This is a genomic window from Azohydromonas lata (assembly GCF_034427735.1).
In the GTDB taxonomy this organism is placed as follows: domain Bacteria; phylum Pseudomonadota; class Gammaproteobacteria; order Burkholderiales; family Burkholderiaceae_C; genus Azohydromonas; species Azohydromonas lata.
Window position 1 is genome coordinate 20,614 of the sequence record NZ_JAXOJX010000033.1, and the last position, 23,548, is coordinate 44,161.

23 protein-coding genes and 1 pseudogene are annotated in these 23,548 nt (G+C 70.6%); 11 read left to right on the forward strand and 13 right to left on the reverse strand.

Annotated elements, in window-relative coordinates:
• Positions 1-77: 77 nt before the first annotated feature.
• Entirely contained in the window at positions 78-641 is a 564-nt protein-coding gene (locus tag SM757_RS19035) for a hypothetical protein (protein WP_174548599.1), read from the reverse strand.
• A gap of 146 nt (positions 642-787) precedes the next feature.
• On the opposite strand from SM757_RS19035, the gene SM757_RS19040 reads away from it, so the two are divergent.
• Positions 788-1,078 (forward strand): hypothetical protein, encoded by a 291-nt coding sequence (locus SM757_RS19040; protein ID WP_066331124.1) that lies wholly within the window; start codon positions 788-790, stop codon positions 1,076-1,078.
• 62 nt (positions 1,079-1,140) lie between these two features.
• Here SM757_RS19040 and SM757_RS19045 read toward each other — a convergent pair whose 3' ends face one another.
• From SM757_RS19045 to SM757_RS19070, 6 genes are all read right to left on the reverse strand, one after another.
• Positions 1,141-1,665: a DUF421 domain-containing protein gene (locus SM757_RS19045; protein WP_066331117.1), complete on the reverse strand. Its 525-nt coding sequence runs from the start codon at positions 1,663-1,665 to the stop codon at positions 1,141-1,143.
• Between the two features lie 27 nt (positions 1,666-1,692).
• A complete protein-coding gene (locus SM757_RS19050; RefSeq protein WP_322466703.1) occupies positions 1,693-2,619 on the reverse strand; it encodes a lipocalin family protein in 927 nt (308 codons plus the stop codon).
• Positions 2,582-3,148, reverse strand: coding sequence for a phage holin family protein (locus SM757_RS19055; protein WP_066331116.1), 567 nt, complete (start codon positions 3,146-3,148; stop codon positions 2,582-2,584). Before SM757_RS19055 ends, SM757_RS19050 begins: the two co-directional genes overlap by 38 nt.
• The gene (locus SM757_RS19060) at positions 3,148-3,648 is read right to left on the reverse strand and encodes a hypothetical protein (RefSeq protein WP_322466704.1); all 501 of its coding nucleotides are present in this window, start codon (positions 3,646-3,648) and stop codon (positions 3,148-3,150) included. Before SM757_RS19060 ends, SM757_RS19055 begins: the two co-directional genes overlap by 1 nt.
• A gap of 145 nt (positions 3,649-3,793) precedes the next feature.
• Positions 3,794-4,063: a GlsB/YeaQ/YmgE family stress response membrane protein gene (locus SM757_RS19065; RefSeq protein WP_066331227.1), complete on the reverse strand. Its 270-nt coding sequence runs from the start codon at positions 4,061-4,063 to the stop codon at positions 3,794-3,796.
• Between the two features lie 63 nt (positions 4,064-4,126).
• Entirely contained in the window at positions 4,127-4,783 is a 657-nt protein-coding gene (locus tag SM757_RS19070; protein WP_322466705.1) for a cysteine hydrolase family protein, read from the reverse strand.
• Positions 4,784-4,851: 68 nt separating this feature from the next.
• Between SM757_RS19070 and SM757_RS19075 the strand changes: the two genes are divergently transcribed.
• The 3 genes from SM757_RS19075 (at position 4,852) to SM757_RS19085 (ending at position 8,324) form a co-directional block, all read left to right on the forward strand.
• The gene (locus SM757_RS19075; protein ID WP_322466706.1) at positions 4,852-6,273 is read left to right on the forward strand and encodes a sigma-54-dependent transcriptional regulator; all 1,422 of its coding nucleotides are present in this window, start codon (positions 4,852-4,854) and stop codon (positions 6,271-6,273) included.
• Positions 6,274-6,411: 138 nt separating this feature from the next.
• Positions 6,412-7,857: a class II fumarate hydratase gene (locus tag SM757_RS19080; protein WP_218011409.1), complete on the forward strand. Its 1,446-nt coding sequence runs from the start codon at positions 6,412-6,414 to the stop codon at positions 7,855-7,857.
• Positions 7,854-8,324, forward strand: coding sequence for a GNAT family N-acetyltransferase (locus SM757_RS19085; protein WP_218011408.1), 471 nt, complete (start codon positions 7,854-7,856; stop codon positions 8,322-8,324). Before SM757_RS19080 ends, SM757_RS19085 begins: the two co-directional genes overlap by 4 nt.
• A gap of 59 nt (positions 8,325-8,383) precedes the next feature.
• On the opposite strand, the pseudogene SM757_RS19090 reads toward SM757_RS19085, so the two are convergent.
• From SM757_RS19090 to SM757_RS19100, 3 genes and pseudogenes are all read right to left on the reverse strand, one after another.
• Positions 8,384-8,879, reverse strand: a pseudogene (locus SM757_RS19090) (SDR family oxidoreductase); the annotation flags it as partial.
• Between the two features lie 108 nt (positions 8,880-8,987).
• On the reverse strand, positions 8,988-9,494 hold the full coding sequence (locus SM757_RS19095) for a hypothetical protein (protein ID WP_322466707.1): 507 nt from the start codon (positions 9,492-9,494) through the stop codon (positions 8,988-8,990).
• A gap of 43 nt (positions 9,495-9,537) precedes the next feature.
• On the reverse strand, positions 9,538-12,462 hold the full coding sequence (locus tag SM757_RS19100) for an ATP-binding cassette domain-containing protein (protein ID WP_322466708.1): 2,925 nt from the start codon (positions 12,460-12,462) through the stop codon (positions 9,538-9,540).
• A 97-nt stretch (positions 12,463-12,559) separates the two neighbouring features.
• Between SM757_RS19100 and SM757_RS19105 the strand changes: the two genes are divergently transcribed.
• Positions 12,560-12,718: a hypothetical protein gene (locus SM757_RS19105; RefSeq protein WP_169805831.1), complete on the forward strand. Its 159-nt coding sequence runs from the start codon at positions 12,560-12,562 to the stop codon at positions 12,716-12,718.
• Between the two features lie 325 nt (positions 12,719-13,043).
• Here the strand turns inward: SM757_RS19105 and SM757_RS19110 are convergent, their stop codons facing one another.
• Complete coding sequence (locus SM757_RS19110) at positions 13,044-13,529, reverse strand: hemerythrin domain-containing protein (protein ID WP_066331102.1); 486 nt, start codon at positions 13,527-13,529, stop codon at positions 13,044-13,046.
• A gap of 187 nt (positions 13,530-13,716) precedes the next feature.
• On the opposite strand from SM757_RS19110, the gene SM757_RS19115 reads away from it, so the two are divergent.
• The 4 genes from SM757_RS19115 (at position 13,717) to SM757_RS19130 (ending at position 15,884) form a co-directional block, all read left to right on the forward strand.
• The gene (locus SM757_RS19115) at positions 13,717-14,154 is read left to right on the forward strand and encodes a DoxX family protein (RefSeq protein ID WP_066331093.1); all 438 of its coding nucleotides are present in this window, start codon (positions 13,717-13,719) and stop codon (positions 14,152-14,154) included.
• Between the two features lie 66 nt (positions 14,155-14,220).
• A complete protein-coding gene (locus tag SM757_RS19120; protein WP_322466709.1) occupies positions 14,221-14,652 on the forward strand; it encodes a SirB2 family protein in 432 nt (143 codons plus the stop codon).
• Between the two features lie 74 nt (positions 14,653-14,726).
• Positions 14,727-15,317: a hemerythrin domain-containing protein gene (locus tag SM757_RS19125; RefSeq protein ID WP_066331086.1), complete on the forward strand. Its 591-nt coding sequence runs from the start codon at positions 14,727-14,729 to the stop codon at positions 15,315-15,317.
• Between the two features lie 246 nt (positions 15,318-15,563).
• Positions 15,564-15,884: a hypothetical protein gene (locus tag SM757_RS19130; RefSeq protein ID WP_066331083.1), complete on the forward strand. Its 321-nt coding sequence runs from the start codon at positions 15,564-15,566 to the stop codon at positions 15,882-15,884.
• Between the two features lie 25 nt (positions 15,885-15,909).
• Here SM757_RS19130 and SM757_RS19135 read toward each other — a convergent pair whose 3' ends face one another.
• Together SM757_RS19135 and SM757_RS19140 are read right to left on the reverse strand one after the other, a co-directional pair.
• Complete coding sequence (locus tag SM757_RS19135; RefSeq protein WP_066331080.1) at positions 15,910-16,398, reverse strand: cyanophycin metabolism-associated DUF1854 family protein; 489 nt, start codon at positions 16,396-16,398, stop codon at positions 15,910-15,912.
• A gap of 3 nt (positions 16,399-16,401) precedes the next feature.
• Positions 16,402-18,672 (reverse strand): cyanophycin metabolism-associated ABC transporter, encoded by a 2,271-nt coding sequence (locus tag SM757_RS19140; RefSeq protein WP_322466710.1) that lies wholly within the window; start codon positions 18,670-18,672, stop codon positions 16,402-16,404.
• Positions 18,673-18,817: 145 nt separating this feature from the next.
• On the opposite strand from SM757_RS19140, the gene SM757_RS19145 reads away from it, so the two are divergent.
• On the forward strand, positions 18,818-20,992 hold the full coding sequence (locus SM757_RS19145) for a cyanophycin synthetase (RefSeq protein WP_322466711.1): 2,175 nt from the start codon (positions 18,818-18,820) through the stop codon (positions 20,990-20,992).
• Positions 20,992-23,547, forward strand: coding sequence for a cyanophycin synthetase (gene cphA / locus SM757_RS19150; protein WP_066331072.1), 2,556 nt, complete (start codon positions 20,992-20,994; stop codon positions 23,545-23,547). Before SM757_RS19145 ends, cphA begins: the two co-directional genes overlap by 1 nt.
• Position 23,548: the final 1 nt, after the last annotated feature.

Here is a 23,548-nt window from a genome sequence, read left to right on the forward strand (position 1 = left end):
CCGTGTTCAGGGGGCCGGCCGCCGCGGCGCCAGCACCCCTCCGGCGCCTCCTCAGCGCCCCTTTTCAGTACCCCTTCTCAGCGCCCGTCCGCCTCGTCGTCCTCGGCGGCGTCGCCCATGTCGGGCACGTCGCCGGTTTCGTCGGCGGCCAGGCCGTCGTCATCGTCTTCAAGTTCGGCGTCGGCCTCCTCGTCCTCATCGAGGTCGTCGTCGTCCTCCAGCGTGGAGGCGTTGACCATGTCGGCGGCGGCGTCCTCGCGGGCGCGGGCTTCCTCGGGGGAGAGTCCGGCGGCGGCGTCCTCGTTGAAGTTGCCGTCCACCAGCGGGTCGATGTCGGCGATGGTCTGGATGCTGTCGGGCGCGATGTCGGCGGCTTCCACCCCGGCGTCGCTGCCGGCGCTGCGGCGCTCACCGGTGCCGCGCGAGTCGCTGTCGGAGCCCAGCACTTCCAGGCCCGTCATTGGGCGCAGGCTGTCGGGCTCGGCGATGGCGTCCAGCGGGCCGCCGGGGTCCAGGTCGTCCTCTAGGCCGGCGATGTCGCTGCCGGAGTCGGTGGTGTCGCTGGGGCCCAGCGCGGCGGTGTCGCGGCCCGGCGTGGGCGCGGGCGCCTGGTCGGTGCCCAGGATGGAACTGGTGGCCATGGTGTGCTCCTGTCGCGGTGTGTTCAGTGCTGCACGCCATTCAGCAAGCGCCATGCCCCGACGCGCCGGGCACAGGCGTTGCCGCCTGGCAAGGCATGCGGCCCAGAAGGCGGCCGCCTACTTTCCAGGACACGCAGGAGACCTCCATGAAGGACCACAAGGACAAGGACACCGAGCAGGGCCAGCGGCGCGAGCAGCTCGGCAACAACCCCTCGGACGCCGGCACCAACCGCCAGCAGCAGCAAACGCAGCAGGCCGGCGGCGGCAGCGCGCAACAGCAGCATCAGCAAGGCAGCAAGGGGCCGCAACACCCGGCTGCCAGCGGCTCGCACCAGACGCTGCAACCCCACGCCAGCGGCCATGACCAGGCCGGCAAGAGCGCCGGGCGCGCCAACACCAACGACGACAGCGGCAACGCGCCGCATCGCGGGGGTTGAGGGCCCTCAATGCGGCGCGGGCGGGGCCATCCTGCCCGCTTGGTGCCGCATGGGGGCGTGCGTCAAAAAGTCTTTTGCGCGCCCCCGGCCGGCGCCTCGTCCGCGTCGCCGTCGTCGGCGCGTATGACGCTGATGCTGCCGTCGTTCTCCATGGTGGCCAGCTTGACCTGGGACAGCTTCTCTATGCCGTGCTGGCGCAGTTGGGCCATGAGCTCGTCGCGGGTGACGAGCTCGCGGCGCATGTTGCGCTGCTGGATCCGGCCGTCACGCACCAGCGGCAGCGGCCCGGGCTCCAGCAGGCGCCGCGTGGCCGGGAAGCGGTAGCTGACCCAGTCCATCAGCACGTTCCAGCCGGCGATGGTGCCCACCAGCACGAAGCCGTCGCTGATGGTCTCGTACTCGCCCGCCATGGCGTTCTGCGACGCATCGGCAATCAGGACGATGAGCAGCACGTCGGCAATGCCCAGCGCGCCCACGTCGCGGCGCAGCACCAGCCGAAACAGCAGGAACAGGAACCAGTAGACGGCCGTGCCGCGCACGACCAGCTCCAGCGCGTGGTCCAGGCCGAACAGTGCGTCCCAGTCCACGGCTCGTGGCGTGGCGGCCGGCCCGGTTCAGGCCGCGCCGCGCACGCCCTGCGGTGTGCGCATCAGCCGCGTGGTGTCGAAGTCCTGGGCGCGGGCATGCAGCATCAGGCGCTGCAGCTGCGCGTCGTCCATGAAGGCCGTGCGCGACAGCAGCCACAGGTGCTTGCGGTCGGGCGTGCCCACCACGGCGGCGCTGTAGTCCGGCTCCACGTGCAGCACCCAGTACGGGGCCCAGGCGCCGGGCAGCCAGCGCAGGCCCGCGGGCGCGAAGCACACCTCCAGCTTGGCGCCGTCGTCGCCGGAGGGGCGTGCGATGCCGCGCACCTCTTCCACTTCGCCCTCGGCCGTGCGGCAACTGTTGACCACCCGCATGCGGCCGCTGCGCAGCAGCGTGTAGGTGGCGGTGACGTCGCTGTCGCACTCGCGCTCGGTGCGCAGCGGCAGCCGCGCGATCTCGAACCAGCGCCCGGCGTAGCGGCGCAGGTCCAGCAGCGGCGTGGTGGCCACGGGCGGCGTGCGCGCGGCCTTGAAGTGCGCCGCGGCCAGCGGCACGGCCGTGGCCATGAGCGCGGCCACCAGCTTGGGATTGGCGCGGTTGCGCACCGTCAGCGGCAGCAGCGGCCAGATCACGGCGCTCAACTGCGCCCAAGGCAGGTGCGACAGCCAGCTCGCGCCCGTGCTCACTGCGCCGCCGCCGCCCGTGCCGCCCACGGCACGGCGCTGGCGAAAGAGCCGGCGCAGCACCACGCCGCCCACCATGCTGGCCGCGCCCGCGCCCAGCGCCGGCAGCTTGTCGTGGATCTGCAGCCCTATGCGGCTTGCATGCTCACGCAACCGTTGCTCGCGTTCGAGGATGGCCATCTCGGCGGCCATGATCTGCTGGTCCAGGCTCGCCGGCACGGTACCGGCGGGCGCCTCAGGACGTGCTGCCGGCTGCCGAAGCTGCGCGCTCATCGGAGACTCCTCCCGCAGTGGTATGGGTATAGGGGCCGGACGCCGCACCGGCTCGCGGCGCCACCGGCGACGGCGGCCCAAGCGTGAGCCGCCGCAGCGTGGCCGGCAGTGCCAGGTAGCGGGCCAGCGCCAGTACGCGCTTGACCGCCAGCCAGGCCGCGGCCAGGTTGATGAGCAGGATCAGCATCAGCGTCCAGCCCCAGGCGACGCCCGCCTCGACCAGTGCGATGCCTATGCCCGTCCACAACGCCAGCCAGGCCGTGCACAAGAGCACCCCCGCAGCCACTACCAGGCCCACCATCTGAGCCAGCGCCAGGCCGGAGCGCTTGAGCTCCAGCGCCAGCAGGTGCACGCGGTCGCTCACCAGCCCGGGGAGGTCGCGCAGCACCTGCTTGACGTTGTCCAGCAGCGAATCGGACGCCGGGCCGTCGACGCCCGCCCGGGCCTCATCGGCTTGGGCGGCAGCGGCGGCCTGGGACGCGGACCCTGCAGAGGCCGGCGAAGCCGGCTGGGGCTGCAGCTCGTCCATCAGCGCGAGGACATCATGCGGCTGAGCAGCACACCCGCGGCCGCGGCCACGGCCAGCGAAGCCAGCGGATGCTCGCGCACCGTGTCGCGCAGCGTCGACGTCCATTCCTGCTGCATGGCGCTGAGCTCGTCCTTGCTCATGGGCAGCTTTTCAGTCGCGCTACCCATGGTGCTGCGCAGCTTTTCAAGCGCAGGGGCCGCCTTCTCGGCGAAGCGGTCCACGGCCTCGTGGGCGCTTTGCACCATGCGGTCCATGGAGGCGTTGCCGCCCTGCGAGGTGCTGCCGCCGGACACGCCGCCACTGGAAGACATGCCGGCAGAGGACATGCCCGAAGACGACGACATGCCGGAAGACGACATCCCCGGGGAAGACGACGACATGCCCGTGGAAGACGACAGGCCGCTGGTGCCGTCACCCGTGCCACCCAGGGTGCTGCCGCTGCCCAGGGTGGAACCGCTGGAGCTGCCGGAAGTCGGGAAGGGGCTGGAAGTGGAGGCCATGGATACTCTCCTGTGCTTTTAAGAAAGACGCGTGGAGTTTCGGCAAGCGCCGAAAGGGGGGGACGTGGCACGCCCCGATGCCAGCTTATACACGGCACCGGGACGGCCGCAGGGAGCTCTCGTCAAGGAATTGCCGCGGGCTGCTTCAGCGCACGCTGCCCCTTCGCACGAGATTGACGATGGCCAGCAGCACCACGGCGCCTACCAGCGAGACCAACAGTGAGCCGATGCTGAACGAGTTGGCGTTGATGGACGGAATGCCCACCAGCGGCGAGATGAACCAGCCCGCCAGCGCGGCACCGATAATGCCGACGATCACGTTCAGGAACATGCCCTGTTGGGCATCAGTGCGCATCATCAGGCTGGCCACCCAGCCGATCAGACCGCCAACGAACAGCCAGACAATCAGGTTGATCATGGTGCATTACTCCTAGGTTTCAGAGGTTGCAGAACGGCGCCCTGATGCGCGAGTCCCGTGTCAACCCTGAGGCAAACGGTGTGCCGCAGCGCTGGCGCCGTCGGTGTTTTGCGCAGGGCGCCTGGCGGTGCTGTGCGACACGTCGGTCTTGAACACGCGCTCCATGTAAGCCCGCGCATCGCGCAGCCGCTCGGGGCTTTCGGCAGCCGTGCAGTCGCAGGGCGCCCACACCGTGTAGCCGCGCAAATACGCATCCATGGCCGTGACCTGCACGCACATGTCGGCCGACAGGCCGACCACGATCAGCTCGTGGGTATGCATCTGCGTGAGCAAGAGCTCCAGCGGCGTTGCATAGAAAGCCGAGTGGCGCGGCTTGAGGATGGTCAAATCGTGCTCGTCCGGTGCCAGCAGGCGCGCGATCTCGCCGGCCTCGCCCGGCAAGTCCTGGCAGTACTGGAGCACATCGCTGAACTGCGAACGCCAGGTGCCGTAGTTGTCGTTGGCGTAAATTGTGGGGATGCCTTGTTGTGAAAGCACCTGTTTCAAATGTGCCGTACAGCGCGCCGCCTGCAGGGCCGCGGGCGCCATACTGTCGGCACCTGGGAATTGAAGCGGATTGATGAAATCCACCAGCAGCAGCACGCTGCGGCTTCGAGGCAATGTGTTGTCGCCGGCGCCTATGGCGAGGTCCGGCCTGTGCGGGGGCTTTGCGTCCATGCGCCGTTGCGGCAACTTCGGTTCCTGTCCCCGTGCGGGGGATCCCCCGACACCTGAGGAGAACACTCTTGAGTCATGCCCTGATCGTCGATGACGACACGGACTCGGCCCAGATGATGGCGGCTCTCATCGCGGCCGAGCATTTCACCGTGGCCACCGCCCATAACCTGCGCGATGCGCGGCGCCAGATGGCGCTGCAGCAGCCCGATATCGTGCTGCTGGACCTGCAACTGCCCGACGGCAGCGGCATGGACCTGTTCGACGACCCGGAGCTGGTCGCGCACTCCGAAGTCGTGCTCATCACCGGCCACGCCAGCCTCGAAACCTCGGTGCAGGCGCTGCGCCTGGGCGCCGCGGATTACCTCACCAAGCCGGTCAACATGAAGCAGCTGCGCGGCATCCTGTCGCGCGTGATGCGCCCCTCCGTGCTCAAGGACGAGCTGGCCTCGCTCAACGCCGAGTGGCAAAAGACCGGCCACTTCGGCCACCTCTGGGGCCGTTCGGCGCCCATGCAGCGCATCTATGCGCAGATCGCACGCGTGGCCGGCACCGCCGTGAGCGTGTTCATCACCGGCGAGAGCGGCACGGGCAAGGAAGTCGTCGCGCAGACCGTGCACGACTTGAGCCGCCGCCGCAAGCAGCCCTTCCTGGCCGTCAACTGCGGCGCCATCTCGCCCAACCTGATCGAGAGCGAAATCTTCGGCCACGAGAAGGGCAGCTTCACCGGCGCCGACCGCATGCACCAGGGCTTCTTCGAGCGCGCCCACGGCGGGACGCTGTTCCTCGACGAAATCACCGAGATGCCGCTGGAGCTTCAAGTGAAGCTCTTGCGCGTGCTGGAGACGGGCACCTTCATGCGCGTGGGCTCCACCACGCCGATAGAGACCGACGTGCGCGTCATCGCCGCCACCAACCGCACGCCGGAGCAGGCCGTGAGCTCGGGCAAGCTGCGCGAGGACTTGTACTACCGGCTCAACGTCTTCCCCATCGGCTTGCCGCCGCTGCGCGACCGCTCCAGCGACGTGCCGCTGCTGGCCGAGCACTTCCTGGCGGCCGTGTGCGAGCGCGAGAGCGTGCGCAAGCGCTTCACGCCCGGGGCGCTGGAGAAGCTCACCGCCTACCGCTGGCCGGGCAACGTGCGCGAGCTGCGCAACGTGGTGCAGCGCTCCTTCGTCATGGCCGAGGGCGACCAGATCACCGACGAGTGGCTGCCCACCGACCCGCCCTCGGCCGACGGCAGCCCGGCCGCCGCCTCCGCCGCACCCGCGGCCGGCGCCAACAACGGCAGCATCACCATCAAGCTGGGCACATCCATGGCCGACGCCGAGCGCCAGCTCATCCTGGCCACGCTGCGCCACTTCAACCAGCACAAGGAACGCACCGCCGCCGTGCTCGGCGTGAGCCTCAAGACGCTCTACAACCGCCTCAAGGAGTACGCCGCCGAGGACAAGGACGGCGAGGTCCCCGAGGGCGGCGACCCCGCGCCCTGACCCGGCCCCACGGCGGCGCAGCGGCGCCGTCGCATCCGGCAACCAGCCGCCCAACCGGGCGGCTTATTTTTTGGACCGCGGCGCACGGCGCTTGCTCAACACGGGACGGGGCGCCCACGGCCGGCGCCGGGGAACGCCATGACCACAGCAGACCATGGCGGCGATACGCCGCCCTCCTCCACCGCAACGCCGGGCGCCACCGACGCCCTCGACTGGCGCATCGAGAAGGACAGCATGGGCGAGGTGCGCGTGCCGGCCCACGCGCTGTGGGGCGCGCAGACGCAGCGCGCGGTGGAGAATTTCCATTTCGGCGGCATCGCCATGCCGGCGGCCTTCGTGGAGGCGCTGCTGCACATCAAGGCCGCGGCGGCGCACGCCAACGCGCAACTGGGCCTGCTGGAGCCGGCGCTGGCCGAGGCCATTGCCGCCAGCGCCGACGAGCTGCTGGCCGACCCGGCCCGCCAGTCGCACTTCCCCGTGGAAGTCTTCCAAACCGGCTCCGGCACCAGCTCCAACATGAACGCCAACGAGGTGCTGGCCACGCTGGCCGCGCGGCGCCTCAACCGCGCCGTGAGCCCCAACGACCACGTCAACTTCGGCCAGAGCAGCAACGACACCGTGCCCTCGGCCATACACGTCGCGGCCGCCCTGCAACTGGAGCGCGAGCTGCTGCCGGCGCTGGCGCATCTGGCGCTAGCGCTGGAGAACAGGGCGCCCACGCTGCGCCAGCACGTCAAGACCGGCCGCACGCACCTCATGGACGCCATGCCCGTGCGCCTGGACCAGGTGCTGGGCGGCTGGCGCGCGCAGGTGCAGCAGGCCATCAACGGACTGGTGGCGCTGCAGGGCGCGGTGACCACGCTGGCGCAGGGCGGCACGGCCGTGGGCACGGGCGTCAACACCCATCCCGAATTCGCCGCCATGCTGTGCACGCTGCTGCAAAAGCGCACCGGCATCCATTTCCAGGCCGCGGCCGAGCGCTTCTCGCTCATGGGCGCGCAGGACACGGCGGTACAACTTTCCGGCGCGCTCAAGGCCACGGCGGTGGCGCTGATGAAGATCGCCAACGACCTGCGCTGGATGAACTCCGGGCCGCTGGCAGGCCTTGCCGAAATCGAGCTGCCCGCGCTGCAGCCGGGCAGCTCCATCATGCCGGGCAAGGTCAACCCGGTGATCCCGGAGGCCGTGGCCATGGCCGGCGCGCAGGTCATCGGCAACGACGCGGCCATCACCATCGCCGGCCAGTCCGGCAACTTCGAGCTCAACGTGATGCTGCCGCTGGTGGCGCGCAACCTGCTGGAAAGCCAACAGCTGCTCTCGGCCGCGGCGCGGGCGATGGCGGACAAGGCCATCGCAGGATTTGCCGTCAACGAGGCCAGCCTGCGCGAGGCGCTGTCGCGCAACCCCGTGCTGGTGACGGCGCTCAACCCGCTGGTGGGCTACCTGAAGGCCGCGGAGATCGCCAAGGCGGCCTACAAGCAGGGCCGACCCATCATCGACGTGGCGGATGAGATGACCGACTTGGGCCGGGAGAAACTTCAGGCCTTGCTGGACCCGGCGCGGCTCACGGAGGGAGGACTTTGATTCGCATACGCCCCTACGCCAGCGCGGACCTGCCCACGCTGGTGGCGCTGTTCACCGCTTCGGTCCACACCCTGGGCGCGCCGCACTACGGCCCCGACCAGCTCGCGGCCTGGGCCCCGCGCCCGCCGGACCTGGCCGGCTGGCGCCAGCGCATGGAAGCGCTCACCACGCTGGTGGCCGAGGACGCCTTGGGCCCCTGCGGCTTCATCGCCTGGGAGGAGGACGGCCACATCGAGTTGCTCTACACCGCCCCGCGCTGTGCCCGCCGCGGCGTGGCCACGCGGCTGGTGCAGGAAGCCGAGGACGCCCTGAGCGCCGTGGGCGTGACCGTCTTCAGCACCGAGGCCAGCCTCAGCGCCTGGCCCTTCTTCGAAACCCAGGGTTTCACCGTGGTGGAACCCCAGACCGTGACGCGGCGCGGCGCGTCGTTCACGCGCTTCCTGATGAGGAAGGAAAACGCGGCCTGAGCGGCCGCGTGGGGTCGTGCCTCAAGGAGCGCGCGCCCTGCCGCGCGCGCCCGCCGGCCTCAGGGCCAGCTGCTCTCGCGCATGGGGAGGACCATCACTTCGGGAATGACGGTCTCCTCGTCTTGCAGCAAGACGAAACGCACGGTCTTGGCGACCTGCACCGGGTCTTGCAGCACGCCGGGGTCGATGTCGGGGCAGCGGTCGAGCAGGAAAGGCGTGCGCATGCCGTCGGCCACCACCGCCGTGACCTTGATGCCCTTGGGCCGCAGCTCCGCGTGCAGCGCGTGGACAGCCCAAGCAGGCCCCACTTGGTGGCGTGGTAGCCCGCGGCGTTGGGCCAGGCGCGCTTGGAGGCCGTGGAGGCGATGTTGACGATGTGCCCGCCCCCCCACCGCAGGACGACTCGCGCCCCATGAGCGCCGCCGCATGCTGGGCCACGTAGAAGGGGGCGCTCAGGTTGGTGCGGACGATGCGCTCCCACTCTTGGCCGTGCAGCTCGGCGATGGGCACGGTGATGTCGATGGTGGCGTTGTTGATGACGTCGTCCTGGCGGCCGGGCCGAATTGGGAAGTGCAAAGGCGCGCCCGCATGGGGCCGGCGCGGCGAAGGCCGCAAGGCCGTGGCGGGGAATTCGAGAGATCGAAGGCGGCGACGCGGGGGCGGTCAGCCGCCGGCGCTGAGCTGGCGCTTTTCCAGCGCGGCGGCGTGGCGCTGCTTGGCGATGGCGCGCAGGTTGGCGGCCAGCGCGGTGGCGAAGGCCTCGTCGAACCAGGGAAAGGCACCGCTGGCGGCCACCACGATGCCGTCCAGCACCACGCTGCCCCACAGCAGGCTGTCGCCCTCGCGCAGCCGGTGCGGCTGCCGCGTCTGCAGCGCGTGGGTGTCGCCCAGGGTCCAGGCCAGGCGCGCCTTGTCGCGGGCGAAGGCGGCGTAGTCGGCATCCCAGCGGCTGCGGTCGCCCACGGCGTGCTCCAGCAGGATGGCGTCCTCGAAGGCGCCATCGGCCGGCGTGAGCGCCGGGTCCATGACCACCACGTAGAAAAAGCCGCAGCCGCTGACCTGCGGGTCGGACATGGCGGCCTCGATCATGGGCAGCGTCAGGGCCAGCGCCTGCTCGGCGGCATGGCGGTCGGCGAAATGGCTGCCGGGGCGCGCGGGATTCTTGGGCATGCGCGCGAGGGGGCAACCGGCACGCCCAGCCAGGGCAGCGGCATCACACCTCTATGGGCGGCGAAGGCGGCCCGGCGCTGGCCGCGGCGGCGTCGGCCCGGGGTGGGCCCGGCTCCATGAGCTCCAGCAGCAGCCGCCGCGGGTGCGCGGGCTTGCTGAGATGGGCGTTGAAGCCGGCTGCCAGCACCTGCGCGTGCGACTGTGCGCCGGTGAGGCCGGACAGCGCCAGCGCCGGCAGCCGCCGCGCCACGGGCACGCCGCGGCGCGACTCCAGCTGCCGCACGGCACGCATGAATTGCAACCCGTCCTCCTCGCCCAACGCGACTTCGCTGAGCAGCCGCTGCGGCCACATCGCCGCGGGCTGGCGCTCCAGCCACTGCAGCGTGGCGGCGGCGGTGTCGAAGAGCAGCACGTCCGCGCCGACGGCCTCCAGCAGTTGCTGCAAGGCCTCGCGTGCCTCGGGGCGCGGCTCCAGCACCATCACGCGCAGGCCGTCGAGCTGCGGCAGCGCGGCGGCGTCCAGCGGGTCGTCCGGCGGCATGGCTTGGGGCGCGGCCTGTGGCGCGGGCGCCGGGGCCTGCGCGGGCGCGGCGGCTGGCACGGCGGGCGTGGCGACGGTTTCGGCGAACGCCGCGTCCGGTGCCGGCAAGGCCACGTCGCCCGGCTCCAGGCCGGAGACGGGGCGCAGCGGCAGCTCCATCACGTAGCGCAGGCCGTGGGTGGCGCTGGGCGGCTCGATGTGGAAGCGTCCGCCCTGGCGCTCCACGGTGGAGCGCAGCGCCAGCGGGTCCAGCGGCGTGTCCAGGCCGAAGGGCGGCGGCGTGAGCGCGGCGCTCTCGCGCGGCGGCCGTTGCGCCGGCACGCCCGCGGGCTCCAGGGCGGGAACGGCATGGCGGCCGTCGCCAATGCTCAAGCGCGCCAGCTCGCCCTGGCGTTCCAGGCGCACTTCGATGCGGCGGCCGCGCGGCGTGGCCTGCAGCGCGGCCAGGCACAGCTCGCGGGCAAGCTGGGACAGCGTGGTCGGGTCGCCGGTGACGCTGGCGTTGCCCAGGTCGATGTGGGCCGACAGGCGCACCTGGCGCGCGTCCAGCTCCGCGGCCAGGCCGTCCACCGCCTGCGCGATGACCACGGCCAGGTTGACCGGCTGGCGCGCCAGGCGGCGCTCCAGCTTCTCGAACTGCTCTTGCTGCAGTTGCAGCTTCCAGAGCTGGGCGTAGAGGCCGTCGCGCGCCAGCAGCTCCCCGTGGCGGCCGCGCTCGACGATGCGGCCGCGGTCCATGACCACGATCTGGTCCGCGCCCACGATGGTGGCGAGCCGGTGGGCAATGATCAAGGTCGTGCGGCCCTGGGCGATGCGGTCCAGCTCGTGCTGGATGGCGCGCTCGGCGCGGGTGTCGAGGGCGGAGGTGGCCTCGTCGAAGACCATCAGCGGCGGGTTCTTCAGAAAGGCCCGCGCGATGGCGATGCGCTGCTTCTCGCCGCCGGAGAGCTTCATGCCGCGCTCGCCCACCACGGTGTCGTATTGGGCAGGCAGCGACATGATGAATTCGTGCACCTGCGCGGCCTGCGCCGCGGCGATGACCTCGGCCATCCCGGCGCCCTCGCGGCCGTAGGCGATGTTGTAGGCGATGGTGTCGTTGAACAGCACCGTGTCTTGCGGCACCACGCCCACGGCGCGGCGCAGCGAGTTCAACTGCACCTCGCGCAAGTCCTGGCCGTCCACGGTGACGCGGCCTTCCTGCGGGTCATAGAGGCGCAGCAGCAGCCGCGCCAGGGTGCTCTTGCCCGAACCGCTGCCGCCGACCACGGCCACCGTCTGGCCAGCGTCGATCTCCAGGCTGAGGTCGTGCAGGATGGGGCGGCCCGGCTCGTAGCCGAAGTGCACATGCTCGAAGGCCACCGCGCCGCCCTGCAGCTGGAGCGGCCGGGACTGCGGCCCGTCCTGGATGTCCACGGGCTGGTTGAGCAGCGCAAAGAGCTTTTCCGTGTTGACCAGCGCGTCGCGCGCCTCGCGGAAGACGAAGCCCAGGGCATTCAAGGGCAGGCAGATCTGGATGATGTAGCTGTTGACCAGCACCAGGTCGCCCACCGTCATCTGGCCGCGCACGGTCTGCTCGCCGGCCAGCAGCATCACCGCCGCGACGCCCGCGGCGATGATGGCGCTCTGGCCGATGTGCAGCCCGCACAAGGCCCGCTGGTTACGCATGCCCTCCTCCACCCACTCGCCCAGCACGCCGCCGTAGCGGCGGCGCTCGTAGGTTTCCCTCACGTGGGTCTTCACCGTCTCGTAGTTGAGCAGCGTGTCCACCATGCGGCCGTTGGCGCGCGAGTCCATGTCGTTGACGCGGCGCTGGCGCAGGGCGCGCGTGCCCGTCTTGGCCATGGTGAAGCTGCCGTAGACGAGGAAGGTGGCCATGATCACCAGCGTGAACCACAGGCTGTAGCCTGCGGCCATCACGGCCAGCACGGCGACGAACTCCACCAGCGTGGGCACCACGGTGAAGAGGCCCGAGCCCAGCAGGAAGCCCACGCCGGCCGTGCCGCGCTCCACGTCGCGTATGAGCGCACCGGTGTTGCGCTGCACGTGAAAGCGCGGGCTCAGGGAGAGCAGGTGCGCGAAGCAGCGCTCGGCGAAGTCGGTGACGGTGGAAAGCGTCACGCGGGCGAACACCAGGTCGCGCAGCTCGGTGAAGAGGGTGCCCGCGAAGCGCAGCAGCGCGTAGCCCAGCAGCAGGAACACCGGCAGCACCAGCACCGTGTCGCCCAAGCGGCTACTGGTGGCCAGGGTGCCGGGCTCGCTGAAGCGGTCTATGACGGCCTTGAGCAGCAGCGGCACGGCCACGGCGGCCAGCTTGGCCGCGATGAGCAGCGACAGGGCCAGGAGGGTGCGGTTGCGGTGCCGCCACGCGGCCTGCGCAAGGCCGGCGAAAACGTTGGGCTGGTCCTGGTCCGGGGGGGTATCTGCCATCGCCGCGCGGCGGCAAGTGGGGTGCCCAGTGCGGCCCGGCGTCGGCACGGGCCTTGCCGTCATGACAGTCCAACGTCAACCACGCAAGGAGTCCCGCATGGGCAACCAGATCAAGACCGAAGCCGACGCCCGCGCCACCCTCCCGCTGCGCCCCGCGCAGGAGCAAAAGGCCACCGGCCAGAAGCGCAGCAAGGAGCGCGGCGTGGCCACGCGCAGCAAGAAGAACCCCGGCAAGCGGGCGCACCAGGGAGGTTGAGGCAGCGGCCAGCCGTGGGCTGGCTGCGGCTGCCTCGCCATCACCTCATGGGTGAATGCACGCAAGGCGTTGCGGCAAACCGCAGTGCCTTGTCAGCGCTGTGGCAAAGCTGCCCCGCACCCTCACCCGTCATGCCCGCGAAAGCGGGCATCCACGAACACCGGGGTGCGGCCTTCGTACTTGCATTGCCACAAGCCGGCATTGGCACGCCAACGCAGCAGCAGGGGTGGATGCCCGCTTTCGCGGGCATGCCGGCGTAGAGGGCGAAGCACTTCGGCTGGCGGGATGCAAGCCAAAACCACGCATGCCGCGCCCAAGCTCACCGTCACTCCAGCTTGGCCGCCTCGTCCGTCTGCTGCGTCACGGCCTCGCGCGGGTCGCCCTCGCGCTTGAGCTGCTGCTGCAGCGCTTCCATCTGCTCGCCCAGCTTGTTGCGCGCCGCCGGCTCCAGCAGTTGCTTCACCTTGGGGAAGAGGTTCTCTTCCTCTTCCTTGTGGTGGTGCTCGGCCTGTTCCTTGAGCACGTGGAATTTCGGCTCGAAGGCCGGGTCGGACGGGTCCATCTCCACTAGGTCGGCCAGCACGCGCTTGAGCGACAGGTGCTCCTCCAGCGATTCCAGCAGGATGTCCTCGGTGCGCTTTGCCTTCACCGCGGGATAGAAGATTTGCTCCTCCGAGGTGACGTGCACGGTGAGCTCGTCGCCCACGCGCTTGAACAGCGAGGGGCGCTGCGCCTCGTTCGAGTCCATCCATTGCTTCATCAGCGCCTCCAGCTTGCGGTGCTGGCCGGTGAGCAGTTCTATGGCGTCCATGGGTCGGGGCTCCTAGTGAGTGATTTCAATGCGCGCAAGTTGGCAGGCGGCATGCCCGCAGGAGCCGCAAATAGGCCTGGGCTGCCGCGGCAGGAGCGCGGTTTGCTCCGGCGGCGCGCTGCGTGATGAGCAGCTCCGGAATAAACGCGCCTGCCGGCGCGTACACCCCTCTCATCAGGAGGACGCCATGACTGTCACCACCACCGCCCCGCTCGCCGTCTCCAGCCCCGGCGAGGACGCCGGCAAGCTCGTCCTGCGCGTGGCGCTGGGCGTGCTCATCCTGCTGCACGGCATCGCCAAGATCGTGGGCGGGCCCGGCTTCATCATGGGCCTGGTGGCCAAGGCCGGGCTGCCCGCGGCGCTGGGCTACGGCGTCTACATCGGCGAGGTGGTGGCGCCGCTGCTGCTCATCGTGGGCCTGTACACGCGAGCGGCGGCGCTCATCGTCTTCATCAACATGCTGGTAGCCATAGGCCTGGTGCACATGGGCCAGATCGGCCAGATCAACAAGCAAGGCGGCTGGGAGCTGGAGCTGCAGGGCATGTACCTCTTTGGCGCCCTGGCCGTGGCGCTGTTGGGCGCGGGGCGCTACAGCATGGGCGGACTGCGCGGACGCCTCAACTGAAGACGGCGGCCTGCCCCGCCGCCAGGGCTTAGGCTGGCGGGCATTCACGACAGCACGGCGCCCGGCTTGCGCGGGCGCCTTCTCATCCCGATGGCCCTCACCGAGCACTACTTCGCCCTCAAGCACGCCCACGTGGGCCTGGTCTATCTCAGCGGCAGCCTGTTCGCGCTGCGCGGCGGGGCACTCGCCGCCGGGGCGCGCTGGCCCATGGCGGTGCCGCTGCGCATCGCGGCCGTGGCGGTGGACACGGCACTGGTCACCGCGGCACTGCTGGTGCTGGCCTCGCTGGCCTTTCAGCCCCTGGCGGCGCCCTGGCTGTGGGTGAAGCTGGCGCTGCTGCCCGTGTACGTGGCGCTGGGCACCTATGCGCTCAAGCGTGCGCGCAACCGCACACAAAGAGTGGCGGGCTGGTTACTGGCGCTGGCGGTGTTCGGTTTCATGATCTCCGTGGCCCGCGCCCACCACCCGCTCGGACTACTGCACACCCTGGCAGGCTGACGCGGCGCGCCCTGCGTGCCGCGCAACAGGAATGCGGCTTGCCGCCGCGCAAGGCTCACCCTTCCGGAGACCCCATGAACCAGTTCCTGAACAAGCTCTCGCCGAGCATCACCAACATGATCCGCATGGATCACACCCACGTGCTGGCCACCTTCCACCAGTACGAAGTGGACACCCCGCCCAAGACCAAGCAGGCCCTGGCCAAGACGGTGTGCCTGGCGCTGGAAATCCACGCCCAACTGGAAGAGGAAATCTTTTATCCCGCCATGCGCGAGGCGCAGAGCGACAATGCGGTGCTGGACAAGAGCGTGCCGGAGCACGACGAGATGCGCACCCTCATCGCGCGGCTGCGCACGCTGGACCCGACCGACCCCGAGCACGACCGCGTCTTCATGTCGCTCATGCGCGCCGTGATGCACCACGTGGCCGACGAGGAAACCACGCTGCTGCCCCAGGCCGAGCTGGGCCTGGCCGACCGCTTGGGCGAGTTGGGCGCCAAGATGACCAAGCGCCGTCTGGAGCTGACCGCGCCGCACGCGGGCGAGATCGCCTCCAACACCGTGCGCACCATGCCCGCGAGCTCCATGGCGCTGGCCGCGGGCGCGCTGCTCATGGGCGGCTACATGCTCAAGCAGACGTTCAAAGGCCGCCGCCACATGGGCTGAACGGCCTGGCCCCTGCCACCGCGAAGCGGGCCCCCGGGGCCCGCTTTCCTTTTGGCGGCCGTCGCGGAAAAACCCTTGCCGGGCCAAGAAAAACGGCGAACCAAGGACATTCGTCACGGCCGGTGCGCGGGGCTTGTTACCAGGGGAACGGGAAGGCCCGAACTGCCGTGCCAAAGGCCGCTTGGTCGGCCGATGCCCGGGCGGCAGGGTGCGGCTCAATGGCGGCTGAACTGCAGGAAAGCCGCCGTGAACGACCTTGCCCACAACCGCCACCTCTTCATCGAAGACCTCGCGCGCCGGCTGGCCGCCCTGGAAACGGGCCAGCGCCGCATGAACGCGCTGGACTACCGCGTGCACGCCCGCATGCTGCGCCACGCGCTGGTGGGCATTCCGCGCCGGCAGCTCCAGGTGCTCATGACCTACGAGGTGGTGTGCGAGGTGATGGACAACCGCAGCTTCGACGAGGCCGGCCTGCTGCAAAGCGCCGGGCCCCAGGCGCGCGAGCTGCGCGACGCGACCGACGCCTTGCTGCGCCGGCTGCAGCAGGGCAGCCGCAAGACGGTCTGAGTCAGACGGCTTGTAGGGGGCCGCCTTACAGGAAGCGCTCCAGCAGCCGTTTTGAACCCTTGTCCAGCGCAAAGCGCTCGGCCAGGAACTGCACGCCGTCGGCACTGGTGATGAGCAGCATGCCCCCGGCCAGGCGGCGGATGTCCTCCTCGGCCTTGAGCACGAATCTCGTCGCGCCCCGGTCCGTGCGCACGCTCCAGGTGCTGGGCACGGTGAAGGTGGAGACCGACAGCAGTTGCTCTATGCGCGGCATGAACTCGCGCACCGCCAGCTCTTCTTCCACCAGCACGCGCGCCGCGGGGGTGAGCGCGTCCATGCGGTCCACCCAGGCGAGCTCGTGGCCGTCCGGGCCCACCAGCGACAGCCCCTCCTGCGGCGCCGCGATGGGGAAGGAGCGCACGGGCGTCACGCCCACGTGCTCGCGCCCGGCCGCGTCGGTCAGCACCAGGCGGCCGAAGGCGTTGCGCGAGAGCAGGAAATCGTGGCCGGTGCCGGCAAGGTTTGAAGTCGCCATGGATCACACCTCCCCGGTTTGCCGTGCCAGGTGCGCTTCCGGCGTGCGCGCCACCTGCGGCTCGGTATCGACGTTGCGCGCCTGCGCCTCGTACAGGCGCCAGTAGGCGCCCTGCTTTTCCATCAGCTCGTCGTGCGGGCCCACTTCCACCACGCGGCCGCGGTCCATCACCACCAGGCGGTCGGCCTTGCGCAGCGTCGAGAGGCGGTGCGCGATGGCGATGGTGGTGCGGCCCTGCACCAGGTTGTCCAGCGCCTTCTGGATCTCGCCCTCGGTCTCCGTGTCCACGCTGGAGGTGGCCTCGTCGAGGATGAGGATGCGCGGATCGATCAGCAGCGCCCGCGCGATGGAGATGCGCTGGCGCTCGCCGCCTGAGAGGCCCTGCCCGCGCTCGCCCACCAGCGAGTCGTAGCCGTGGGGCAGGCGCAGGATGAACTCGTGCGCATGCGCCGCCCGCGCCGCGGCCACGATCTGCTCGCGCGTGGCATCCGGCCGCCCGTAGGCGATGTTCTCGGCGATGGTGCCGAAGAACAGGAAAGGCTCCTGCAGCACCAGGCCGATGTGGCGCCGGTAGTCGGAGACGGCAAAGCGGCGGATGTCGGTGCCGTCCACGCGGATGGAGCCGTCGCTCACGTCGTAGAAGCGGCAGATGAGGTTGACCAGCGTGCTCTTGCCGGAGCCGCTGTGGCCCACCAGGCCGATCATCTCGCCCGGGCGGATGTCCAGGTCCAGCCCGCGGATGACGCTGCGGTTGCCGTAGCGGAACGTGAGCCCGCGCATCTCGATGCGGCCCTGCACCGAGGGCAGCGCCACGGGCTGCACGGGGTCGGGCACGTTGGAGACGTGGTCCAGGATGTCGAAGATGCGCTTGGCGCCCGCAGCGGCCTTTTGCGTCACCGACACGATGCGGCTCATGGAGTCCAGCCGCGAGTAGAAGCGGCCGATGTAGGCGATGAAGGCGGTGAGCACGCCCACCGTGATCTCGTTGCGGCTGATCTGCCAGATGCCGAAGGCCCACACCACCAGCAACCCGATCTCGGTGAGCAGCGTCACCGTGGGCGTGAACACGCTCCAGGTGCGGTTGAGCTTGTCGTTGACCTCCAGGTTGTGGCGGTTGGCGTCCTTGAAGCGCTGCGCCTCGCGCGCCTCCTGCGCGAACGCCTTGACCACGCGGATGCCCGGGATGGTGTCGGCCAGCACGTTGGTCACCTCGGACCAGACGCGGTCGATCTTCTCGAAGCCCGTGCGCAGCCGCTCGCGCACGGCGTGGATGAGCCAGCCGATGATGGGCAGCGGCAGCAGCGTCACCAGCGCCAGCCACGGGTTGATGGAGAAGAGGATGACCGAGGTCATCGCCATCATCAGCACGTCGGTGGCGAAGTCCAGGGCGTGCAGCGACAGGAAGACGTTGATGCGGTCCGTCTCCGAGCCGATGCGCGCCAGCAGGTCGCCCGTGCGCTTGTTGCCGAAGTAGTCCAGCGACAGCGTGAGCAGGTGCTCGTAGGTGGTGGTGCGCAGATCCGCGCCGATGCGCTCGCTCACCAGCGCCAGCAAGTACGTGCGCGCCCAGCTCAAGCCCCAGGCCAGCAGCGCCGAGGCCAGCAGCCCGCCCAACAGCAGCAGCACCAGCGAGGTGTCTATGGGCTGGCCGTTCTGGAAGGGGATGAGCACCCGGTCCATGAGCGGGATGGTCAGGTACGGCGGCACCAGCGTGGCCGCCGTGGAGGCCAGGGTGAGCAGGAAGCCGATCAGCAGCCGCCCCTGGTAGGGCCTGGCGAAGCGGGCCAGGCGCAGCAGCACCCAGGTGGACGTCGCCTTGGCGCCGCCCTTGGCGCCGAACTCCTCGGCCTCGGCCGCCTCGGCGGCGAGGTCGGCCTCGTCCTCGGCGGTGAAGGTGCCGGCGCGGCGCGAGAGCTGGCGCTCGAAGGCGGCGATGAGCTGCGCCGCCGCCGGCCCCTGCGCCAGCGTGAAGCGCCACAGCGCCAGGCGGCGGTGGGCGTCGGCCAGCTCCAGCGTGCCCACGCCGGCGTGGTCCACCAGGCGCAGCACGAGGTCGCGCGTGAGCGGCCAGTCCTGCCAGCGCCCGTCCGGCGCGACCGCCTGCAGCGTGCGCTCGGTGAGCACCACGGCACCCTGGGCAAAGCGCAATTGGGCGTCGAGGTCAACCTGGAGCGTCGCCAACACGTTGTCGCCAGCTTCGAGGCGGGATGGCAAGGCTGTGCGCCAGGCGGCGCCGGCATCACCGGACAAGGGAGCGGATATTGAATTTGGCATGGGCTTTGAGCGCCACCGGCGCACGCCGGGGGCGCAGGATTTTCGCGCAAGCGGGCAACTCTTACGCCTTGCGCCCCGTGGGGCGGAAACCACACTTTGCGCGGGCTGCACAATCCCGCACTCGACCGGGACAGCATTACTGACCATGAGCCCCAAGAACGACATACGGCTGCTGCGCATCAACCACCTGCGCGGGCCCAACATCTGGACCTACCGTCCCGCCCTGGAAGTTTGGCTGGACCTCGGTGAGCTGGAGGACTTTCCCTCCAACCTGCTGCCCGGTTTTACCGACCGGCTGCTTGGGCTGCTGCCCAACCTGATGGAGCACCACTGCGGCGTGGGCGAGCGCGGCGGCTTCGTGGAGCGGCTGCGCGAAGGCACTTGGGCCGGCCACATCCTGGAGCACGTCGTCATCGAGCTGCTCAACCTGGCGGGCATGCCCACGGGCTTCGGCCAGACGCGCAGCACCTCGCAGCACGGCGTCTACCGCATGGTGTTCCGTGCCCGCGACGAGCAGGTGGCGCGCGCGGCGCTGGCCCAAGGCCACGCGCTGCTGATGGCCGCCATCAACGAGCGGCCCTTCGACGTGGGCGCCGCCGTCAACGTGGTGCGCGAGGAGCTTGACGACTGCTACCTCGGCCCCTCCACCGCCGCCATCGTCGAGGCGGCCACCGACCGCCGCATCCCGCACATCCGCCTCAACAGCGGCAACCTGGTGCAGCTCGGCTACGGCGCGCGCTCGCGCCGCATCTGGACGGCCGAGACCGACCGCACCAGCGCCATCGGCGAGGGCATCGCCGGCGACAAGGACCTCACCAAGACCCTGCTGGCCGCCTGCGGCGTGCCGGTGCCGGAAGGGCAAGTCGTCGAAAGCCCGGCCGAGGCCTGGGAAGCGGCGCAAGACATCGGCATTCCCGTCGTCGTGAAGCCGTCGGACGCCAACCACGGCCGCGGCGTGTCGCTGGAGCTGACGGCGCAGGCCGACATCGAGGCCGCTTTCGGCATCGCCGACGCCGAAGGCTCCGAGGTGATCGTGGAGCGCTACGTGCGCGGCAACGAGCACCGGCTGCTGGTGGTGGGCGGCAAGCTCGTGGCCGCGGCGCGTGGCGAGAGCCTGTGGATCACCGGCGACGGCCAGGGCACCGTCACCCAGCTCATAGACAGCCAGCTCAACTCCGACCCCCGCCGCGGCGAGGCCGAGGACCTGCCGCTGGAAACGATACGCCTGGAGCGCGAGCCCGTGATGTGCCAGCTCCTGCAGCGCCAGGGGCTGGACGCCGGCTCCGTTCCCGCCGCGGGCCGCCGCGTGCTGATCCAGCGCAACGGCAACATGGCTTTCGATTGCACACACGAAGTGCACCCCGAGGTCGCCGCCATGGCGGTGCTGGCGGCCAAGGTCGTCGGCCTGGACATCGCCGGCATCGACATGGTGGCCGAGGACATCAGCAAGCCGCTGGACGGCCAGCGCGGCGCCATCGTCGAGGTCAACGCCGGCCCCGGTCTGCTGATGCACCTGAAGCCGGCCGTGGGCACGCCGCAGCCGGTGGGCCGCGCCATCGTGGACCACCTCTTCGCCGAGGGCGAGAGCGGGCGCATTCCCATCGTGGGCGTGGCCGGCACGCGGCAGACGCACGTCACGGCGCGGCTGATCGCCTGGCTGCTGCACCTGCGCGGCCTGCCCGTGGGCCTGGCCTGCCGCGATGGCCTGTTCCTGGAGAACCGCCCCGTGCAGGGCGGCAACCGCGCCGACTGGGCCAGCGGCCACCGGCTGTTGATGAACCGCCGCATCGAGGCGGCCGTGGTCGAGAACGGCCCGCTGTCCATCCTGCGCGACGGCTTGCCCTACGACCGCTGCAACATCGGCATCGTGACGGACCTGGAAGGCGCCGAGACGCTGGCCGAGCACGATATCCGCGACGCCGACCAGTTGCCCAAGGTGCTGCGCACCCAGGTGGACGTGGTGCTGGACGAGGGCGTCGCGGTGCTCAACGCCGGCGACGAGCGCATCGCCGCGCTGGCCTCGCTGTGCGACGGCGACACCATCCTCTACGCCCTGGACGCGGCCAACCCCGCGCTGGACGCGCACGTGGCCGCGGGCGGCCGCGCCGTGCGGCTGAACGGCGGCAGCGCCGAGCTGCTGGCGCCGGACACGACGCCGCAGCGCCTGGAGCTGGGCGCCTGGGGCACGCCGCAACGCGCCGAAGGCGTGCTGCCGGCCGTGTCCGCCGCCTGGGCCCTGGGCATCGCCCCTGCCCTGATCCGTGCCGGCATCGAAACCTTCGCCGCCGAGCTCGCGCGCAACCAGAACCCGACCCACTGATGAACGTCTCCCGCATCCGTGCCCTGCGCGGCCCCAACCTGTGGAGCCGCCATACCGCCATCGAGGCCGTGGTGGCCTGTGAAGGCGCCGAGAACGCCATCGACGGCCTGCCGGGCCTGGAAAACCGGCTGCGCCGGCGCTTCCCGGCCCTGGCGCCGCTGCACGCCGGCGCCTCGCTGGCCCATGTGCTCGAAACCGCCACGCTGGGCCTGCAGGCCCAGGCCGGCTGCCCCGTGAGCTTCAGCCGCGTGCAGCCCACGCTGGAGGCCGGCGTCTACCAGGTGGTGGTCGAGTACACCGAGGAAGCCGTGGGCCGCATGGCCTTCCAGACCGCGCGCGAGCTCGTGGAAACCGCCCTGGCCGACGCCCCCTTCGACCTGGACGCCGCCCTGGCCGCCCTGCGCGAGAAGGATGAGGACGTGCGCCTGGGCCCCTCCACCGGCTCCATCGTCACCGCCGCCCTGGCGCGCGGCATTCCCTACCGGCGCCTCACCGAGGGCTCGCTGGTGCAGTTCGGCTGGGGCGCCAAGCAGCGCCGCATCTGGGCCGCCGAGGTGGACACCACCAGCGCCGTCTCCGAGTCCATCGCTCAGGACAAGGATTTGACGAAGAAGCTCTTGGCCGCCGCCGGGGTGCCGGTGCCCATCGGCCGCCCGGTGTCCAGCGTCGAGGAGGCGTGGGCCGTGGCTCAGGAAATCGGCCTGCCGGTCGTGCTCAAGCCGCAGGACGGCAACCAGGGCAAGGGCGTGACGGTGAACGTCGTCACGCGCGAGCACCTGGAGAGCGCCTACAAGGCCGCGGCCGAGATCGGCGACGTGCTGGTGGAGAAATACCTGCCCGGCTGCGACTACCGGCTGCTGGTGGTGGGCAACCGCCTGGTGGCCGCCGCGCGGCGCGACCCGCCCAACGTGGCAGGCGACGGGCGCCACACCGTGCGCGAGCTGGTGGAGCAGGTCAACGCCGACCCGCGCCGCGGCGACGGCCACGCCACCTCGCTGACCAAGATCCGGCTGGACGACATCGCGCTGACGCGCCTGGCCGACCAGGGCCTGACGCCGGAGTCCGTGCCCGAGAAGGGCCGCCGCGTCATCCTGCGCAACAACGCCAACCTCTCCACCGGCGGCAGCGCCACCGACGTGACGGACGACGTGCACCCCGACGTGGCCGCCCGCGCCGTGGCGGCGGCGCAGATGATCGGCCTGCACATCTGCGGCGTGGACGTGGTGGCCGAGAGCGTGCTGCGCCCGCTGGAGGAGCAAAGCGGCGGCGTGGTGGAAGTCAACGCCGCGCCGGGCCTGCGCATGCACCTGTCGCCCTCGTTCGGCAAGGGCCGCAACGTGGGCGAGGCCATGATCAGCCACCTCTACGCCCCGGGCGACGACGGGCGCATCCCCGTGGTGGCCGTCACCGGCACCAACGGCAAGACGACGGCGACGCGGCTCATCGCCCACCTGTTTGCCAGCGCCGGCATGCGCGTGGGCATGACCAACACCGACGGCGTCTACGTCAACGGCCGCCAGACCGACAGCGGCGACTGCAGCGGCCCAAAGAGCGCCCGCAACGTGCTGCTGCACCCGGAGGTGGACGCGGCCGTGTTCGAGACCGCCCGCGGCGGCGTGCTGCGCGAGGGCCTGGGGTTCGACCGCTGCAGCGTCGCGGTGGTGACCAACATCGGCGCCGGGGACCACCTGGGCCTGAACTACATCACCACGCTGGACGACCTGGCCGTGCTCAAGCGCGTGATCGTCCACAACGTGGCCGAGAGCGGCTACGCGGTGCTCAACGCCGCCGACCCGACGGTGGCGGCCATGGCCGGCGTGTGCCCGGGCAAGGTCATCTTCTTTGCCGCCGACCGGCACCACCCGATCATGGCCACGCACCGCGCGCAGGGCCAGCGCACGGTGTTCGTGGACGGCGACGCGGTGGTCGCGGCCGAAGGCACCTGGCGCGAGAGCCTGCCGCTGCGCGACATCCCGCTGACGCGGGGCGGCTCGATCGGCTTCCAGGTCGAGAACGTGATGGCGGCGGTGGCGGCGGCCTGGGCCTCGGGGCTGAGCTGGGACGCGGTGCGCCGCGGGCTGGCCAGCTTCGTCAACGACGCGCACAACGCGCCGGGGCGCTTCAACGTCATGGACTATCGCGGCGCCACGCTGATCGCCGACTACGGCCACAACCCCGACGCCATGCGGGCGCTGGTGGCGGCCATCTCGACCATGCCGGCCAAGAAACGCTCGGTGGTCATCAGCGGCGCGGGCGACCGGCGCGACGAGGACATCACCGAGCAGACGCAGATCCTGGGCGCGGCCTTCGACGAGGTCGTGCTCTACCAGGACGCCGCGCAGCGCGGCCGTGCCGACGGCGAGGTGATCGGCCTGCTGCGCCAGGGCCTGCAAGGCGCGGCGCGCACGCGGCACGTGGAGGAGATACGCGGCGAGTTCGTCGCCATCGACTCTGCCCTCTCCCGCCTGGAGCCGGGCGACCTGTGCCTGATCCTGATCGACCAGGTGGAAGAGGCGCTGGCGCACCTGGCGCAGCGCATCGCCGAGGCGCGATAAG